This is a genomic window from Flagellimonas eckloniae, assembly GCF_001413955.1.
GTDB classification, from domain to species: domain Bacteria; phylum Bacteroidota; class Bacteroidia; order Flavobacteriales; family Flavobacteriaceae; genus Flagellimonas; species Flagellimonas eckloniae.
The window spans coordinates 2,200,605-2,218,098 of the sequence record NZ_LCTZ01000002.1 but is presented as its reverse complement, the minus strand read 5'-3'; the positions used below and the strand labels follow the sequence as shown (position 1 = coordinate 2,218,098).

The window sequence follows — 17,494 nt, the reverse complement described above, 5'->3', positions numbered from 1 at the left end:
ACGAAATTAAAAACTATCGAGAATCATGAATAAAATAATAAAAATAGTACTGATTGTTATCGGACTGTTGGCTACCGCTTTATGGTTTGGTATGCCGTCAAGTGATGATCCAGATGCTATAAACAGTGGTTCTATGAACTTCATGTTTATCATCATGTATGTTCTGTTGGCCATTGCGGTGGTTTCAACGGTGTTTTTTGGATTCAAAAAACTGTTGTCAACGCCAGGAAGCATTAAAAAAGCCTTGTACGCAATAGGTGGATTGGCTGTGGTTGTAGCAATAGCATATGGTCTATCATCTTCAGAGGAAGCCAATGCAGTCGTAGATACATTTGCCAACAATCCAAACCTTAGCACTACCGAAGGAACAGTCAAGAATATAGGAATGGGACTAAACGTTTTCTTTATCCTAACCATTGTAGCTGTTGTCTTAATGGTTTTTCCAGGATTGAAAAAAATGTTTGTTAAGTAAAAAATGTAAAAGTTATGGCTAGAAGAAATGGAGCACCAGAAGTGAATGCCGGTTCTATGGCAGACATAGCTTTCTTATTACTTATCTTTTTCTTGGTTACAACAACCATTGAGACAGATGCAGGATTAGATCGTATGTTGCCGCCAATGGAGCCGCCAGAAGAAGATGTAGTTATCAAGCAAAAGAACATTTTTACGGTTAACATCAATAGAAATGGTCAATTGTTGGTGGAGGACGAGTTGATGGATTTAAGGAATTTACGTGAGTCTGCAAAGACATTTTTGGAGAACGGAGCAGATGGTTCTTGTGAGTTTTGCAAAGGAAAGAGAGACCCAGCTTCATCGGACAATCCAACAAAAGCCATTATCTCGTTAAAGAATGATCGTGAGACTAAGTACAGTACCTATATAACCGTTCAAAATGAATTGGTAGGCGCATACAATGATTTGCGTAATCGTGAAGCACAGCGTCTATATGGTCAAGATTTCACAAAAATGGAATCTGAATACTTGAATCCAGAAACACCTGAAAGTGTACGAGAAGGTCTTAAGGATAAGGTAAAGCGTATACAAGAAATGTTTCCTCAGAAATTGTCGGAAGCAGAAACATCAACCAATTAAATTAAAGTAGAATGGCAAAGTTTGCAAAAAAGAAGGATGGGGATTTGCCTGCAGTATCAACTGCATCACTACCCGATATCGTCTTCATGTTACTATTTTTCTTTATGACAGTGACCACAATGAAAGATAGTTCTTTAATGGTTGATAATGTTCTTCCAAACGCAACAGAAATCAAGAAGCTAGAGAAGAAGGATAGGGTAATCTATATATTTGTTGGTACACCAACCCAAGAATATCAAAAGGTTTTTGGGACTGAACCAAAAATTCAATTGAATGATAAGTTTGCCAATGTTGAAGAAGTAGGCTCTTATATCCTTGCGGAACGTGCTAAGAAACCTCAAGAACTACAGAACGTGTTGACAACTGCTCTAAAGGTGGATAAAAATGCTAACATGGGTCTTATCGCTGATATTAAACAACAGTTAAGAGAAGTAAATGCTCTGAAGGTCAACTACACGACCTACGAAGGAGATGCTTTTAACAATTTACAGTAAGCAATAACTTAGATTTAGTGGAAAGCTCCAAATTAAAAATAATTTGGAGCTTTTTTATGTGCTCTTATGTAATCATCTTGTTTTCAGCCATATATGTCATTTTGGAATAGTTGTTGTGATTGATGAATAACCCCTAAAAGGGAAATAGAATCATTAATTCCAACAAAACTTTTTATTATGGCTAGAAACAATGAAATCCCAGAGGTAAATGCTGGGTCAATGGCTGACATTGCTTTTTTATTATTGATCTTTTTCTTGGTAACAGCAACAATTCAAACCGATATGGGTTTGGATAGAAAACTACCTCCTACGGATACAACACCTCCCATACACATTAATGAGCGAAACATTTTTAGAGTGAGCCTCAATAAAAATAATGAGCTTTTTGTTGAGGACGATAGGATGCAAATGCAAGATTTGAAGGATGCGGCCATTACGTTTTTGGATAATGGCGGGACTATGGTTGGTAATGAAAATCATTGCAACTATTGCCTTGGAGAACGAAGTTCCAGTTCATCTGATAATCCCAATGAAGCAATAATAGCTTTTAGTAGTGATAGAGAGGCAGCATATGGAACATATATCCTTGTACAAAACGAATTGACTGCTGCATATAATATGCTTAGAAACAGGGAAGCGCAAAGATTGTTTAAGAGCGATTTCACCGAAATGGAAAAAGCATATTTTGACTCAAAAACCAGTGCTAAAACCAAATCTGAACTCAAGGAAAACATCAATCAGATAAGAAGTATGTTCCCTATGAGCTTATCAGAAGCCCAAACAAATATGAATTTCTAAAACTGATATCATGAAAAATTATAGAAAAACAAAAAATAGATTCCCCGCCATTTCAACGGCATCACTTCCAGATATTGTTTTTATGTTATTGTTCTTTTTTATGACGGTTACCACCATTAAAAACAATACACTCTTGGTAGATAATAACCTGCCGAATGCCAAGGAGGTCAAGAAACTGGAAAAGAAAGACAGGATTATTGAAATATTTGTTGGAAAGCCATCCCGAGAATTAGTAGAGGTGCTTGGAACGGAACCAAGAATTCAATTAGATAATAAGTTGGCAAATGTAAATGATGTGGCTCCCTACGTCTTATCCGAGCTATCTAAAAAACCAGATGCGATTAGAAATTTGGTAACGGTTTCATTAAAAGTTGATAAAGATGTCAAGGTTGGGATAGTATCAGATATTAAAGAGGAACTACGAAAAGTAAATTTATTGAAGGTGAATTATACTACCTATGAAGGCAATGCATTTACCAATATAAAATAAGTTGAAGCAAGTACATCTAAAAAACAATCCAAATGATTAATTTGGATTGTTTTTTAGTATTAGACTAGTGCAAATGAGAAACTATTTGTTTTTATTATGCTATCTTCTTTTTTGTCTTGGTATTAAGGCTCAGGAGAGCCCAAAAGCTGTAGAAGATGATAAATACCTCGAGGATCAATTTTATGTTGGTTTGGGATTTAATCTCCTCTTGGAGAAACCATCAAACATTGTTCAGAGTAGTTTGTCATACAGTGTACAAACCGGATTTATAAAAGACATCCCGTTTAATCAAAAAAGAAATTTTGGCTTGGGATTGGGACTCGGCTACGCCACTAATTCGTACTATAGCAATATAGGAGCGAGTAAAACTGACAATGTTATAGCATATGAAGTTTTGACTTCAGATTATAAGCGAAGTAAGTTTGAGACCCATGCCATAGAAATTCCTTTAGAATTAAGATGGAGAACCTCAACGGTAGATGAGTATAAGTTTTGGAGAATTTATGCAGGGGTCAAATTGGGTTATGTCTTTTCCGGCAGGTCAAAATTGGTGACAGATTCAAATACAACAGCATTTTCAAATGATGATATCCAGAATTTACAATATGGATTACAACTAAATTTTGGATATAATACGTGGAATATTCATGCCTATTATGGCTTAAATCCTTTACTGAAAGATGATGTTGGCATTGAAAGTGGTGAACTAATCACTATGGGTATATTGCGAATAGGTGTTATCTTCTATATCTTATAACCAATACTTCAAAATAATAAGCTGCGAACAGGTTCCAATAATAAACCCAATCAATAATTCTGTTTTACTATGTGCTTTTAGATATAATCTTGAAGTGGCAACAAGACCAGTAAGTAAAGTGAATATGCTTATGGCAATAGTGATGTTTGTTTCAAAACGGATACTCAGACCAATCATGAACATCAGTATACTACCCATTCCCAAAAGATGAATACTGGTCTTAAATTTTAAAAATAAAAGTACAATGGCCGCACTTGTTGCGGTTAAAAGACCTGTAAAAAAATAAAATAGCTCATGTACATAGTTGTTAGGGATTACCTTGTATAAAACCATCAGTAAAAGAATACAACTAATGTAAAGAGGGTATTTGCGTTCTTGAACGCTTGGTAGAAATATAGAACTGATTACCCCTAGGTTTTTAAGTATCAGAAAAAAAATAATTGGAATAATTACCGTAAGAATGAATATGGGAAGAATGTTCCCACTTTGTATTTCCAAGGTGCTATATGGCGCTACCAAAAAGTATAGAGCGGTGCCTCCAATAGGAATAAATAAAGGATGAAAAATATAGGAAATAATATTTAGGAAATGGCGCATTAAATTTGCTTTCTTAATCTGGCCACGGATATGCCCAACTGCTCCCTGTATTTGGCAACAGTTCTTCTGGCAATGGGATATCCACGTTCCTTAAGAATTTTTGCCAATTTATCATCTGTTAAAGGTTTTTTCTTTTCCTCTTCACCAATAACAGTTTCCAAAATCTTTTTAATTTCTTTTGTCGATACATCCTCTCCTTGCTCATTTTTCATGGATTCGGAGAAGTATTCCTTGATTAATTTTGTTCCATAAGGAGTATCCACATATTTACTGTTCGCTACTCTTGATACCGTAGAAACATCCATATGAATTTGATCAGCAATATCTTTTAAGATCATGGGGCGCAACTTACGCTCGTCTCCGCTCAAAAAATACTCTTTTTGATAGTTCATAATGGTACTCATAGTAATAAACAAAGTCTGTTGTCTTTGCTTAATGGCATCTATGAACCATTTGGCAGCATCTAGCTTTTGCTTTATGAAAAGTACAGTGTCTTTTTGGGATTTTGATTTTTCCTTGGAATTTTTATAACCCTCCAGCATATTGTTATAATCCCGGGAAACGTGAAGTTCCGGTGCATTTCTTCCGTTCAATGTCAGTTCCAGTTCGCCTTCAACAATCTTAATGGAAAAATCAGGGACAATATGTTCAATAATTCGTGTGTTGCCAGCATATGAGCCCCCAGGTTTTGGGTTCAGTTTTTCAATTTCTGAAATAGCATCCTTGAGTTGCTCTTCATTAACATGATGCTTTTGGGTAAGCTTGGAGTAATGTTTTTTTGTAAACTGATCAAACGACTTTTCCAAAATTGAAATTGCAAGCTCAACTTCTGGTGTTTTTTCTTTCCGTTTTAATTGAATGATGAGACACTCGCCCAAAGATCTTGCAGCTACACCTGGAGGGTCAAGCTCTTGAACAGTTTTGAGGACACTCTCAATTTTATCTTCTTCTACATAGATATTCTGAGTAAAAGCAAGATCATCCATAATATCCGTTAGCGGTCTTCGTATGTAGCCACTTTCATCCACGCTGCCCACCAAAAATTCGGCAATGGCCCATTCCTCATCATCCAGATATATGGTATTAAGTTGATTCAGCAAATATTGGTTAAAGGACGTTCCGGCTGCATAAGGAATACTTTTTTCATCATCATCTGGACTATAATTGCTAGTCTGGGTCCTATAGTCGGGAATCTCATCATCACTTAAATAATCATCAATATTGATTTCTTCGGCGGAAATGGTTTCACTATCCGCAGAATCATCATAGCTTTCATCAAAAGCATCATCTGTTTCACTCTCCGCTTTTCCGCTTTCAAGTGCTGGATTTTCCTCAAGTTCCTGTTTTAGGCGTTGTTCAAAAGCCTGTGTCGGCAACTGAATTAGCTTCATGAGCTGTATCTGCTGCGGAGATAGTTTCTGGGAAAGTTTAAACTGTAGATGTTGCTTTAGCATAAAGATGTATAATCTTCCTTCTATATAAATTTAAGCATTCAATTTAAAACTCTGCATTCTGTGGAGTTCTAGGATAAGGAATAACATCCCTTATATTTCCCATTCCGGTCGTAAACTGAACCAAACGTTCAAAACCAAGTCCGAATCCACTATGCACAGCGGTTCCAAATCGCCTAAGATCCAGATACCACCAGAGTTCTTTTTCATCAATATCCAAGTCCTTTATTTTTTGTTGAAGCACCTCTAGCCGCTCTTCACGTTGCGAACCTCCAACAATTTCTCCAATACCTGGAAATAGTACATCCATGGCCCTAACTGTCTTTTCGTCCTCGTTTAAGCGCATATAGAATGCCTTTATTTTGGCTGGATAGTCAAAAAGGATGACAGGACATTTAAAATGTTTTTCTACCAAGAAACGTTCATGTTCACTTTGCAGGTCAGCTCCCCATTCATTGATGGGAAATTGAAACTTCTTCTTTTTATTTGGTTTGCTGTTCTTTAGAATATCTAAGGCCTCTGTATAACTAACCCTTTTAAAGTTGTTCTCCACAACAAATTTGAGTTTTTCTATCAAAGCCATTTCCGATCGTTCATTTTGAGGTTTTGATTTCTCTTCGTCCAAAAGGCGTTTCTCCAAAAACTCAAGGTCATCTTTACAATTATCTAAAACATATTGAATTGTCCATTTGATAAAATCTTCGGTCAAATCCATATTGGCATCCAAATCATGGAAAGCCATTTCGGGTTCAATCATCCAAAATTCCGATAGATGTCGAGATGTATTCGAATTTTCAGCTCTGAAAGTGGGTCCAAAAGTGTACACTTTGCCAAGTCCCATAGCGTAGGTTTCAGCTTCCAGTTGCCCTGAAACGGTAAGATTTGTCTCTTTCCCAAAGAAATCTTGGGAATAGTCCACTTTTCCGTTTTCATCTAAGGGTGGATTCTTGGTGTCCAGTGTACTCACCCTGAACATTTCTCCAGCACCTTCGGCATCAGACCCGGTAATAATTGGAGCATTCATATAGTAAAATCCATTTTGCTGAAAATAACTATGAACTGCAAATGATAGGGTAGAACGAACTCTCATGACAGCAGAAAATGTATTTGTGCGAACTCTTAGGTGCGCTTTTTCCCTTAAAAACTCCAAAGAATGTTTTTTTGGCTGAATGGGATATGTTTCTGGATCGGCAGTACCATGAACAAAAACATTCGTAGCCTGAATTTCAACACTTTGCCCTCTTCCCTGACTTTCTACAAGTGTGCCTGAAATTTTTAGGGCTGCACCTGTGGAAATTTGTTTGAGCAAATTATCATCAAAGTTTTCAAAGTCAACGACACATTGTAAATTGTGTATGGTAGACCCATCATTTAAGGCAATAAACCGGTTACTTCTAAATGTTTTTACCCATCCGTTTATTTCAACGGAATCTCCAATTGGTTGCTTGTTAAGCAATTCTTTAATCGAATAAGAGTTCATTTTCAAGCTGTCGTAAATTAAGCGGTAAAGATAGGTTTTTGGTCAAAAACGATAGCAATGGAACCTGCATATTTATTAGATGTCCGCGGCGCTATTTGTCTTTGAGGTTAACCTCGTCTTTTGGTAAGATATCTATCTGTGGTTTTTTGAGTACTTCCTTGTTGGCAATACTTCTTTCCAACGAAAGCAATAGCGATGGAAGTAAAACAAGATTGGCAAGCATCGCAAAAAGTAAAGTAGCCGAAACCAATCCACCCAAAGCTTTTGTTCCGCCAAAACTTGAAATTATAAAAACGGAGAACCCAAAGAAAAGTACAATGGAAGTGTAGAACATGCTTACACCGGTTTCACGAAGTGCGGCGTAAACAGATTTTTTAATTTGCCATCGATTTGCGGCCAGTTCTTGCCTGTACTTTGCGAGAAAATGAATTGTATCATCCACGGAAATACCAAATGCAATACTGAATACTAGAATTGTTGAGGGTTTTATAGGAACTCCAAGATAGCCCATTAATCCTGCCGTAATTACCAATGGAAGGAGGTTAGGAACCAAGGAAATTATGATCATTCTAAAGGAACGGAACAAATAAGCCATAAACAGGGAAATTAGTCCGATGGCTAGTGCCAATGAAAGCAATAAATTTTTGACCAGATATTTAGTTCCCTTTAAAAACAACAACGCTTTTCCTGTAATAAAGACGTTAAACCGTTCGGCGGGAAAAAGTTTGGCAATAGATTGTTGCATGTCTTGCTCAATTTCTTCCATGCGATCAATTTTAACATCGCGTAAATAGGTTGTTATGCGTGCTGTTTGACCCGTACTATCCACAAAGCTTTCCAGAATGTTTCCATCATTGGAAGATTTTCTGGCCACATCCATTATAAATGTATTTTCCTGTGATGTTGGTAATTGGTAATATTTAGGGATTCCATTATAGAAAGCCTGTTTGGAATACTTAATTAGATTTACCAAGGATATTGGTTTGGAAAGTTCCGGTGTTTCCTCAATAATTGTCCCCAATTGATCCATTCGTCTTAAAGTTGCAGGTTTTATGGCTCCATTCTTTTTCTTGGTGTCTACCACAATCTCCATGGGCATAATTCCATCAAACTCTTCCTCAAAAAAGCGGATATCTTTAAAATAATGCGTGTCTTTGGGCAAATCTTCAATCCTACTCCCTGTAATCTCTATTTGATAAATTCCAACAATACTCAATACCAAAACGATGACAGAGGTAATATAAACACCTATGCGGTGATGCCGAACCATCCGTTCCATCCAATTGACAAAGATGTCAATCCATTTTTTATTGAGATGTTTTAAATGTTTGTTCTTTGGAAGTGGCATAAAGCTGTAGACAATTGGGATAATCAACAGCGATAAGATAAAAATGCCGATAATGTTTATTGAGGCTACAATGCCAAATTCCTTAAGTAGGTCACTATCCAGAATAATGAATGTCGCAAAACCCGAAGCCGTGGTAATATTGGTCATAAGGGTGGCGTTGCCAATTTTGGAAATGACACGTTGCAATGATAGCGCCTGATTTCCATGTTTTTTGACCTCTTGCTGGTATTTGTTGATTAGGAAAATGCAGTTGGGAATCCCTATTACAATAATTAGAGGAGGGATAAGCGCCGTAAGAATCGTGATTTCATAACGTAAGAGACCTAAGATTCCAAAGGCCCACATAACACCAATAATTACTACGCACATTGAAATTAAAGTGGCCCTAAAACTTCTGAAAAAGAAGAAAAATATGATTGAGGTAACCAGTAATGCTGCAACGATAAAGATTCCAATTTCATCAACAATGGATTTTGTGTTCCAAGTACGTATATAAGGCATGCCAGATACGCGTACATCAAGACTGGTTTCTTCTTCAAAACTGTCAACAAGATCCGCAAGATCGTTAAGGATAAACTCATTCCGAACAGCGGTGTTCATAATATCCTTGTCCAAATAGGCAATGGTCTGTATGGTTCCGCTTTCCGGATTATAAATAAGATTGTCGTAAAATGGAAGCTCATTGAAAAGGTGATTTTTAAGCTTTTCCACCTCCTCTTTGGTTTCTGGCTGATTCTCAATATAGGGTTTCATGACAAACTCTTGTTTATCATTATCCTTTACCAAAACTTTTAGGTTGTCCGTAGATATTACAAAATCTATTTCTGGAAATGCCTCAAGTTGCTTGCTTAGTTTATTCCAACGGTTAAATTTATCTGGGGTAAATAGGGATGAATCCCTAATGGCAAGAACTATTGCATTTCCTTCTTCACCAAAAATATTTTTAAAGGCATTGTATTGTATGGTGGCTGGATGATCATCTGGCAGAATATTGGCTTCGGTATTGGAAAACTGCATGTTTTTCCACTGAAGGCCCAAAAAAACCGTAAAAGCGGCAACGCCAAGAAGAATAAGGATTCTATTCCTTAGAATAATGCTTGCGACCTTTGGCCAAAATCCTTTAGTGAGCTTCGCTACCATATGGGTTTTATTGGCGGCAAAGGTATAGAATGATAAGCGGTGTTCCTAAAGAAAGCCAATGGTAAATTTGGATGAAATTTAAACCTTCATTATTTCGGCTTCCTTCACTGCAAAAATGGCATCAACTTTTTTGCTATAGCTATCTGTGAGCTCTTGAACATCCACCTCGGCATTTTTTTGTAGGTCTTCGGAGATTTCCAAACCTTTAAGCTCCTTATTGGCTTCCTGTCTGGCACTTCGGATACTTACTTTTGCATCTTCAGCTTCAGCCTTTGCCTGTTTTACCAATTGCACCCTACGTTCTTCGGTTAATGGCGGAACGTTGATTATAATCATTTCACCATTGTTCATAGGGTTAAAACCCAAGTTGGAATTTGTAATGGCTGTCTCTATATCTTGAAGGATGCTTTTTTCCCAAGGCTGTACGGAAATAGTCCGTGCATCTGGAGTATTAATGTTTGATACTTGTGAAAGAGGTGTTACGGACCCATAATATTCTATCATAACTGTTGATAGCATTACTGGACTAGCTTTACCTGCACGTATCTTGATCAAAGCCTTTTCCAAATGAGCAATACTGCCATCCATACTTTCCTTAGTACTGTCAATGATAAAAGTTACTTCTTCGTTCATAATTTTAAATTTTAATAGTTGGTATCAAAGGCTATACCAATTTAAAGATTTACAACCGTTCCAATGTTCTCTCCAGAAACCAATTTCATTAGATTCCCCCTTGTATTCATATCAAATACCACAATTGGAAGTTCGTTTTCCTGGCTTAACGTAAAGGCCGTGGTATCCATGACCTTTAACCCCTTAGAAAGAACTTCGTTAAATGAAATGGAATCAAACTTAGTGGCATTTTTATCTTTTTCAGGGTCGGAAGTATAGATTCCATCCACTCGTGTTCCCTTAAGAATAACATCAGCTTTTATTTCAATAGCTCTCAAAACTGCTGCAGAATCTGTGGTGAAATATGGATTTCCAGTACCGCCCCCAAAAATAACAACTCTTCCTTTTTCCAAATGCCGTATTGCTCTCCGTCTAATAAAAGGTTCTGCAACCTCATTGATTTTTATGGCGGATTGCAGTCTGGTTTCAACACCCTGAAGTTCCAATGCACTTTGCAATGCAAGACCATTGATTACGGTTGCCAGCATGCCCATATGGTCGCCTTGTACACGATCCATACCTTGGCTTGCACCCGAAAGTCCCCTAAAAATATTACCTCCACCAATAACTATAGCGACTTCAATACCTTTGGCAATGACCGCCTTAATGTCTTCTGCGTATTCTGAAAGACGTACTGGGTCAATTCCATATTGCTGTTCACCCATTAGGGCTTCTCCGCTTAATTTTAATAAAATTCTTTTGTATTGCATTGAGGATATCTTGAAGTCCGGACAAAAATAATCAAAAATATTTATGAAGAATTATTGGAAAAAGATATGATTCAAGAATATATTGATAAAAAAAATCATACATTCTGTAACCTTTTTGGAAAACCAAAGTATATCCTTCAACAAGCCAAAACAACAACATCAAATTGCAGACACTAACCGACAACTTTCTTATGCTCAAAGTAAAATCTGGGGATTTGGATAAACTGGGATTACTGTACGAACGTCATAAAAAAAGATTGTTCGGATTCTTTTACAATTTGGGAAATAACCCTTCCGTTAGTGAGGATTTGGTTCAAAATGTATTTGAAAGAATGCTAAAGTATAAGGAGTCGTATACAGGTGATGGCTCATTTCCAGCTTGGATGTTTAGGATGGCAAGAAACGTGAATTACGATTATCATAAAAAGACGGTGAAAGAAAATGTTTCAAAAGGAATTTCTCCTGAAAATGTTAGAACCGGGATTGATGATTTTCTAAATGAGAAAATTGAAATGGAGGGCAATACGGTTTTGTTGAAACAAGCTCTGGAAAGACTGCCCGAAGAGAAAAGGGAACTATTGATTTTAAGCAAGTATAGAGACTTGAAATTTGCTGAAATAGCAGAAATTGTTGGTTGTACAGAAGGCGCTGCCAAAGTAAGGGTGCATAGAGCCCTAAAGGATTTACGAACAATTTTTTTACAATTGGAAATAAGGTAGAAATGGACAAAGAAAAATTTGAGCTGCAATGCATGGATTATATGACGGGGACTATGTCTGAGGAGGAGAGCAAAAAATTCAAAATTTTTTTAGACGAAAATGTTGAATGCCAAACTCAGTTTGATGAGTTGGCGGATACTTGGAAGATGGTGAAGGAATTGAAAACCCCTGAACCTTCTGCGAAAATGGACGATACTTTTTTTAATATGCTCAACAAAGAAGTGGAGAATACGATTAAGAAAAGCGGTTGGAGTATGTTTTTACAAGGATTGGCAGAAATTTTTAAACCGCAATTGGCTTATGGTATGCTTTTGTTGGGGCTGGGCCTAGGAATTGGATATTATATGAATTCTTCTGACAGTACGAATACAATTGAAGTTGCTGCGTCCAATGCGGAAACGGATGATGTGCGTCAAAAGTTGATCCTTACCCTTTTAGAACAGCCTTCTGCTAATCAGCGATTGCAAGGAGTTAGTGAGGCTAATAAAGTTGGAGATGTTGATGAAATGGTGGTCAAAGCGTTGTTGCAAACCTTAAATAAGGATTCTAATGTAAATGTTAGATTGGCAGCAATAGAGTCGTTGACCAATTATGTGGACAATCCATTGGTTCGTCAGGGATTGGTACAGTCAATACCTAATCAAGAATCCCCAATCTTGCAGATAACATTGGCAAATCTTATGGTTGCCTTACAAGAAAAAGCATCAATAGAACCATTTAAACAACTATTAAAGGAAAAACAATTGGATACTACGGTCAAGAAAAAAATAGAGCATTCTATAGAATCAATAATCTAGTTTATTTATCAATCGTCCTATTTGGGACAAATCAAATCACGAACAGTCAAATTTAAAAATGATGAAGCAATTAATTTTTATGGTATGTCTATCCTCATTGGTAGGCATACAATGCACAGAAGCACAGAAAGGGGAATTTACAGAGGTAATTAAAAAAGAGATACCGTTTTCCAACAGTACGGAAAATACGGTAATAGTAAAAAATGTTTTTGGCTCTATTTCGGTGGAAGGCTATAGCGGAAGTACGATTATGGTTGCTGTTGAAAAAACAATTACAGCAGACAACTCCACGGATTTGGAGTTGGGAAAACAAGAACTTTCGCTTCAAGTTATTCAGGAAGATGATAAGGTATTCTTACACCCCGATGCACCTTATATTGAGTTTGATAAAAATCAACTTAAATATAACTGGTGCAATAATTATCAAGAACCACCCTATGAACATCAAATGGACTTTAAAATCAAGGTGCCTTATTCGGTCCAGATTAATGTAAGTACAGTGAACAATGGTGAAGTTTCAGTTAAAAACACTAAGGGAACTTATTTACAGGCAGAAAATGTAAATGGAGGGATTACGCTCAGTAATGTTACAGGAAAAACAAAGGTAAATTGTATCAATGGGGCTGTTAATATTTCGTATACTGAAAACCCAAAAAGTCCTTCGAAATATTATTCTTTGAATGGAGACATCAATATATCATACCAAAAAGCACTATCGGCAAATATTTCCTTTAAAAGTATGAACGGGGAAATGTTCACGGATTTTGATATTAACAAACAATTTATGAAAACCAATAAAGAACAGGGAGGTAAGGCGAAATACAAATTTGAGGTCAAACCTGTTGTGCAAATTGGAAACGGCCAAGTTGATTTTGACTTTGAAACTTTAAACGGAAATGTATTCATCAAAAAAATATAATGTCATGAAAAAAATAATACTACTAATTGCAATTGTATTTTTTACAAGTAATTTATCGGCACAAGAAAAAAGTATAAATCTATTTTCGGTTCCTTTAAGTAATCCAATCAGTCCAGGAAAATTGGTCATAGATCAAATCTCTGGTTCTATAAACGTAGCAGCTTACGAAGGGAAAGAAGTGGTTGTAAAGGCATCCTTTGGGAGTGAAAAACATCATTATAAAGAAAAGAATAATCGAGAGGGTATGAAGCGCATTGAAGGTTCCTCTTTAAATATAGGTGCGGAGGAAAAGAACAATGTTGTCCACATCATTAATGAACAATGGAATAAGATTACGAATTTGGATGTGAAGGTTCCTAAGAATTTTTCACTTAAACTATCTACCGTCAATGATGGCAATATTTCCGTTAAAGGAGTTAATGGAGAAATGGAGATAAGTAACGTTAATGGTGAAATAACTCTGGAGTCAGTAAGTGGTTCCGCTTCCACAGATACTGTTAATGGAGATATTAAGGTTGAATTCAATAGTATTGATAGCGATGCCAATATGGCTTTTAGTAGTTTAAATGGTGATGTAGAGATTATCTTTCCAAGCTCATTAAAAGCTGATGTAAAGGCAAAGTCCGATATGGGAGAGATATTTACAGATTTTGATATGCAGGTTGTAGTAAATAAACCTGAAGTGAATAAAAATAGCTCATCAGGCACATATAAAGTTAAGCTGGAACAGTGGGTGAGGGGGAAGATAAATGGGGGTGGCCCGGAAATGCTCTTTAAAACTTTTAATGGCGATATTTTGATAAAGTCGAAATAATACAGTGTCCTTAATATTGATATAAATAAAAAGCCCGATTCCTTTAGGAAGCGGGCTTTTCTAATCTTATAATAATTGGATTATCCCAATGCCACTCTTTGGAATCCTGTAACTTCCAAATTGGAATCAACAGACTTCACGTATTGTGCTACACTTTGCTTGCTGTCTTTTATAAATGCCTGGTTTACCAAGGTGTTGTCCTTGAAGAAACGCTTCAATTTACCTTTTGCAATGTTTTCAAGCATAGCTTCAGGCTTACCTTCTTGACGCAACTGGTCTTTGGCAATCTCAATTTCTTTATCAATAACGGATTGATCAACACCTTCCTCATTCAAAGCAACCGGATTCATTGCGGCAGCTTGCATAGCAACATCTTTTGCAGCTTCTGGAGCACCATCAACTGCGGCTGACAAACCAACCAAAGTTGCAATCTTGTTACCAGCATGAATATAGGAACCTACAAAAGGAGCTTCTAATTTTTCAAAGCTTCCAATTTCAATTTTCTCTCCAATAACACCAGTTTGCTCGGTCAACTTTTCAGCAACACTCATTCCATTGAAAGAGGCAGCCAAGAAATCATCTTTACTGGAAAAATCCAAAGCAAGGTCAGCCAAATCATTTGCAAGGGTCACAAAGGTTTCGTTTTTTGCAACAAAGTCGGTCTCACAGTTCAAAGAGATGATTACCCCATTTGAGCTATCGGCACTTACCTTAGCAATAGCTGCACCTTCAGAGGAATCTCTGTCCGCTCTTTTGGCAGCTACTTTTTGTCCTTTTTTTCTAAGGATCTCTATTGCTTTTTCAAAATCACCATCAGCTTCAACCAAAGCATTTTTGCAATCCATCATTCCAGCTCCGGTGGTCTTTCTTAATTTATTTACTTCTGCGGCGGTAATCTTTGCCATTTTTTCTCTATTTAAAAATTTATATAAAGTAAAACACGGATTAGGTGTTTTGTTTTAGGTCAATGTTAAATTAGTTTTAGGCTATTCAACACCGCCTTTGGCGTTGTCTTGCCATTCTTTTAATTCGTCCCATTTTCCATCAGCAGCCATTTTTGCCTGTTTTGGCCAAGATGTTGGATCTAAATGAGCCATTCTTGAACTAGCTTCAGTCAAGATTTCCTTGATTTTTTCAGGGTCAGCTTTTGCAAGTTCAGCAAAAGTATCTATACCGCTGTTTACTAAAGCTTCAGCCGCTTTTGGTCCGGCACCTTCAATCTTGGTAAGGTCATCGGCCTTGGACTTTTCCGCTTTCTTCGGTTTTTTCTCCTCTGCTTTAACTTCTTCCTTAACTTCAACTTCGGCAACGACCTCTTCTACTTTTTCTGCAATAGGTTCAGCTACTTCAGTCACTGGAGCCTCTTCTTCAGCTACTACTTCTTTCTTTGTTTCTTTTGGTGCTTCAGTTTTGGCCTCAGGAGCTTCTTTGGCCGCCGCTGGCTTTTCTTCTTGCTTGTCACTTTTACGTTCTGCCAAACCTTCGGCAACGGCATTGGTAACCTGTGTCATGATTGCTTCGATAGATTTTCCGGCATCATCATTTGCTGGAATAACATAATCGATAGGTCTTGGGTCAGAATTGGTGTCAACTATTGCGAAAATAGGAATGTTCAATTTTTGAGCTTCTTTTACCGCAATGTGTTCACGCATGGTGTCTACTATAAAAATAGCACCAGGTAATCGTGTCATTTCTGAAATAGACCCTAAGTTTTTTTCCAATTTTGCTCTCAAACGATCAACTTGAAGTCTTTCTTTTTTGGAAAGCGTTTTAAATGTACCATCCTTTTTCATTCGATCAATAGCGGCCATTTTCTTAACAGCTTTACGAATGGTAACAAAGTTGGTCAACATACCACCTGGCCACCTTTCGGTGATATAAGGCATGTTTACATTGGATACTTTTTCAGCAACAATATCCTTTGCTTGTTTTTTTGTGGCTACAAAAAGAATTTTTCTTCCGGATGCGGCAATTTTTTTAAGGGCCTGATTGGCTTCCTCAATTTTTGCAACTGTTTTGTAGAGATTGATAACGTGGATTCCGTTACGCTCCATATAGATATACGGAGACATATTAGGATTCCATTTTCTTGTTAGGTGTCCAAAATGCACACCTGCTTGTAATAAGTCTTTAACTTCAATTTTACTTGCCATCTTTTGTAATTAGTTTACGTTCCGTTGTATTAGCCAATGAGTGGGTGGTCACAAAATTTGTTCGCCCCATTCATTTAGATGCTAAACTAAATTCCAAAAAGTCAATCTTTTTTGCTCTTTGGAACAACGACAACTTGGTTAAAAATTTAACCCTGAAATATTTCAGGGTTTTCAATGAACTTATATAATGAGGTGCATCAGCACCAAAAATATTAACGTTTAGAGAACTGGAATTTCTTACGGGCTTTTTTCTGACCGAATTTCTTCCGTTCCACCATTCTTGGATCCCTTGTCAATAAACCTTCAGGCTTAAGGACTATTCTATGCTCTTCGTTTATTTCGCACAATGCTCTTGACAATGCTAAACGAACCGCCTCAGCTTGCCCGGTTATTCCACCACCATACACATTCACCTTTACATCGTAGCTGTCTTCATTTTCAGTTAGTGCAAAAGGTTGCTTTACCTTATATTGTAATGTAGCTGTAGTAAAGTAGTCTTTTAAATCTTTTTTATTTACAGTTATGTTTCCTTTTCCTTCTGAAACATATACTCTTGCAACAGCAGTTTTTCTTCTACCAATCTTATGAACCACTTCCATTATTTGTAGTCGTTTAAGTTTATTGCTTTCGGTTTTTGTGCCTCTTGATCATGCTCTGATCCAACATATACTTTAAGGTTTCTGAACAACTCAGCACCTAATTTGTTTTTTGGAAGCATTCCCTTAACGGATTTTTCAATAATTCGTTCAGGATGTTTATCCAACAATTCCTTGGCGGTAGTTGAACGTTGTCCACCTGGATAGCCCGTATACCTTAAATAGGTTTTATCATCCCATTTGTTTCCGCTCAACTTGATTTTTTCGGCATTGATAATAACTACATTATCTCCGCAATCTACGTGAGGGGTAAAATTGGTCTTGTATTTTCCTCTTAGCAATTTGGCTACTTTTGAAGACAATCTTCCTAATGTTTCTCCCTCAGCATCAACCAACAGCCATTGCTTGTCAACGGTTGCTTTATTGGCAGAAATAGTCTTGTAACTTAATGTATCCACTTCTAGAAT

The 17,494-nt window shown here is 36.9% G+C and carries 20 protein-coding genes; 10 read left to right on the top strand and 10 right to left on the bottom strand.

Going from position 1 to position 17,494, the window contains the following annotated elements; genetic code table 11:
• Positions 1-25 precede the first annotated feature (25 nt).
• From AAY42_RS09365 to AAY42_RS09340, 6 genes are all read left to right on the top strand, one after another.
• A complete protein-coding gene (locus tag AAY42_RS09365; RefSeq protein WP_055394507.1) occupies positions 26-472 on the top strand; it encodes a hypothetical protein in 447 nt (148 codons plus the stop codon).
• 14 nt (positions 473-486) lie between these two features.
• Positions 487-1,092 (top strand): ExbD/TolR family protein, encoded by a 606-nt coding sequence (locus AAY42_RS09360; RefSeq protein WP_055394505.1) that lies wholly within the window; start codon positions 487-489, stop codon positions 1,090-1,092.
• A gap of 11 nt (positions 1,093-1,103) precedes the next feature.
• The gene (locus AAY42_RS09355; RefSeq protein WP_055394503.1) at positions 1,104-1,586 is read left to right on the top strand and encodes an ExbD/TolR family protein; all 483 of its coding nucleotides are present in this window, start codon (positions 1,104-1,106) and stop codon (positions 1,584-1,586) included.
• A 177-nt stretch (positions 1,587-1,763) separates the two neighbouring features.
• Positions 1,764-2,384, top strand: coding sequence for an ExbD/TolR family protein (locus AAY42_RS09350; RefSeq protein WP_055394501.1), 621 nt, complete (start codon positions 1,764-1,766; stop codon positions 2,382-2,384).
• A gap of 10 nt (positions 2,385-2,394) precedes the next feature.
• Complete coding sequence (locus AAY42_RS09345) at positions 2,395-2,874, top strand: ExbD/TolR family protein (protein ID WP_055394498.1); 480 nt, start codon at positions 2,395-2,397, stop codon at positions 2,872-2,874.
• A gap of 73 nt (positions 2,875-2,947) precedes the next feature.
• Entirely contained in the window at positions 2,948-3,631 is a 684-nt protein-coding gene (locus AAY42_RS09340) for a porin family protein (RefSeq protein ID WP_055394496.1), read from the top strand.
• Here AAY42_RS09340 and AAY42_RS09335 read toward each other — a convergent pair.
• The 6 genes from AAY42_RS09335 to pyrH all read right to left on the bottom strand — a co-directional run bounded on the left by AAY42_RS09335 (position 3,626) and on the right by pyrH (position 11,029).
• Positions 3,626-4,228, bottom strand: a complete 603-nt coding sequence (locus AAY42_RS09335; RefSeq protein ID WP_055394494.1) for a hypothetical protein — start codon at positions 4,226-4,228, stop codon at positions 3,626-3,628. The genes AAY42_RS09340 and AAY42_RS09335 overlap by 6 nt on opposite strands.
• On the bottom strand, positions 4,228-5,682 hold the full coding sequence (gene rpoN / locus AAY42_RS09330; RefSeq protein ID WP_055394492.1) for an RNA polymerase factor sigma-54: 1,455 nt from the start codon (positions 5,680-5,682) through the stop codon (positions 4,228-4,230). Before rpoN ends, AAY42_RS09335 begins: the two co-directional genes overlap by 1 nt.
• Positions 5,683-5,725: 43 nt before the next feature.
• Positions 5,726-7,159, bottom strand: coding sequence for an asparagine--tRNA ligase (gene asnS / locus AAY42_RS09325; RefSeq protein WP_055394490.1), 1,434 nt, complete (start codon positions 7,157-7,159; stop codon positions 5,726-5,728).
• 91 nt (positions 7,160-7,250) lie between these two features.
• Positions 7,251-9,647: an efflux RND transporter permease subunit gene (locus AAY42_RS09320; protein WP_055394489.1), complete on the bottom strand. Its 2,397-nt coding sequence runs from the start codon at positions 9,645-9,647 to the stop codon at positions 7,251-7,253.
• Positions 9,648-9,725: 78 nt separating this feature from the next.
• Positions 9,726-10,280 carry a ribosome recycling factor gene (gene frr, locus AAY42_RS09315; RefSeq protein ID WP_055394487.1) on the bottom strand — a complete coding sequence of 185 codons (555 nt, stop codon included), beginning with the start codon at positions 10,278-10,280 and terminating at the stop codon, positions 9,726-9,728.
• A 41-nt stretch (positions 10,281-10,321) separates the two neighbouring features.
• Positions 10,322-11,029, bottom strand: coding sequence for a UMP kinase (gene pyrH / locus AAY42_RS09310; RefSeq protein ID WP_055394485.1), 708 nt, complete (start codon positions 11,027-11,029; stop codon positions 10,322-10,324).
• Between the two features lie 191 nt (positions 11,030-11,220).
• On the opposite strand from pyrH, the gene AAY42_RS09305 reads away from it, so the two are divergent.
• Genes AAY42_RS09305 through AAY42_RS09290 form a run of 4 tightly spaced genes read left to right on the top strand, consistent with a single transcriptional unit; the run spans position 11,221 to position 14,278 of the window.
• Positions 11,221-11,748 (top strand): RNA polymerase sigma factor, encoded by a 528-nt coding sequence (locus AAY42_RS09305; protein WP_222836839.1) that lies wholly within the window; start codon positions 11,221-11,223, stop codon positions 11,746-11,748.
• A 2-nt stretch (positions 11,749-11,750) separates the two neighbouring features.
• Positions 11,751-12,545 (top strand): HEAT repeat domain-containing protein, encoded by a 795-nt coding sequence (locus tag AAY42_RS09300; protein WP_055394481.1) that lies wholly within the window; start codon positions 11,751-11,753, stop codon positions 12,543-12,545.
• 58 nt (positions 12,546-12,603) lie between these two features.
• A complete protein-coding gene (locus tag AAY42_RS09295; RefSeq protein ID WP_055394479.1) occupies positions 12,604-13,464 on the top strand; it encodes a DUF4097 family beta strand repeat-containing protein in 861 nt (286 codons plus the stop codon).
• 4 nt (positions 13,465-13,468) lie between these two features.
• Positions 13,469-14,278 carry a DUF4097 family beta strand repeat-containing protein gene (locus AAY42_RS09290; protein WP_175288746.1) on the top strand — a complete coding sequence of 270 codons (810 nt, stop codon included), beginning with the start codon at positions 13,469-13,471 and terminating at the stop codon, positions 14,276-14,278.
• 80 nt (positions 14,279-14,358) lie between these two features.
• Here the strand turns inward: AAY42_RS09290 and tsf are convergent, their stop codons facing one another.
• From tsf to rplM, 4 genes are all read right to left on the bottom strand, one after another.
• On the bottom strand, positions 14,359-15,183 hold the full coding sequence (gene tsf, locus AAY42_RS09285) for a translation elongation factor Ts (RefSeq protein WP_055394475.1): 825 nt from the start codon (positions 15,181-15,183) through the stop codon (positions 14,359-14,361).
• Between the two features lie 81 nt (positions 15,184-15,264).
• Positions 15,265-16,431 carry a 30S ribosomal protein S2 gene (gene rpsB / locus AAY42_RS09280; protein ID WP_055394473.1) on the bottom strand — a complete coding sequence of 389 codons (1,167 nt, stop codon included), beginning with the start codon at positions 16,429-16,431 and terminating at the stop codon, positions 15,265-15,267.
• A 212-nt stretch (positions 16,432-16,643) separates the two neighbouring features.
• Positions 16,644-17,030, bottom strand: coding sequence for a 30S ribosomal protein S9 (rpsI, locus tag AAY42_RS09275; RefSeq protein ID WP_055394471.1), 387 nt, complete (start codon positions 17,028-17,030; stop codon positions 16,644-16,646).
• Entirely contained in the window at positions 17,030-17,485 is a 456-nt protein-coding gene (gene rplM / locus AAY42_RS09270; protein ID WP_055394469.1) for a 50S ribosomal protein L13, read from the bottom strand. The genes rpsI and rplM overlap by 1 nt, the downstream gene beginning before the upstream one ends.
• Positions 17,486-17,494 lie beyond the last annotated feature (9 nt).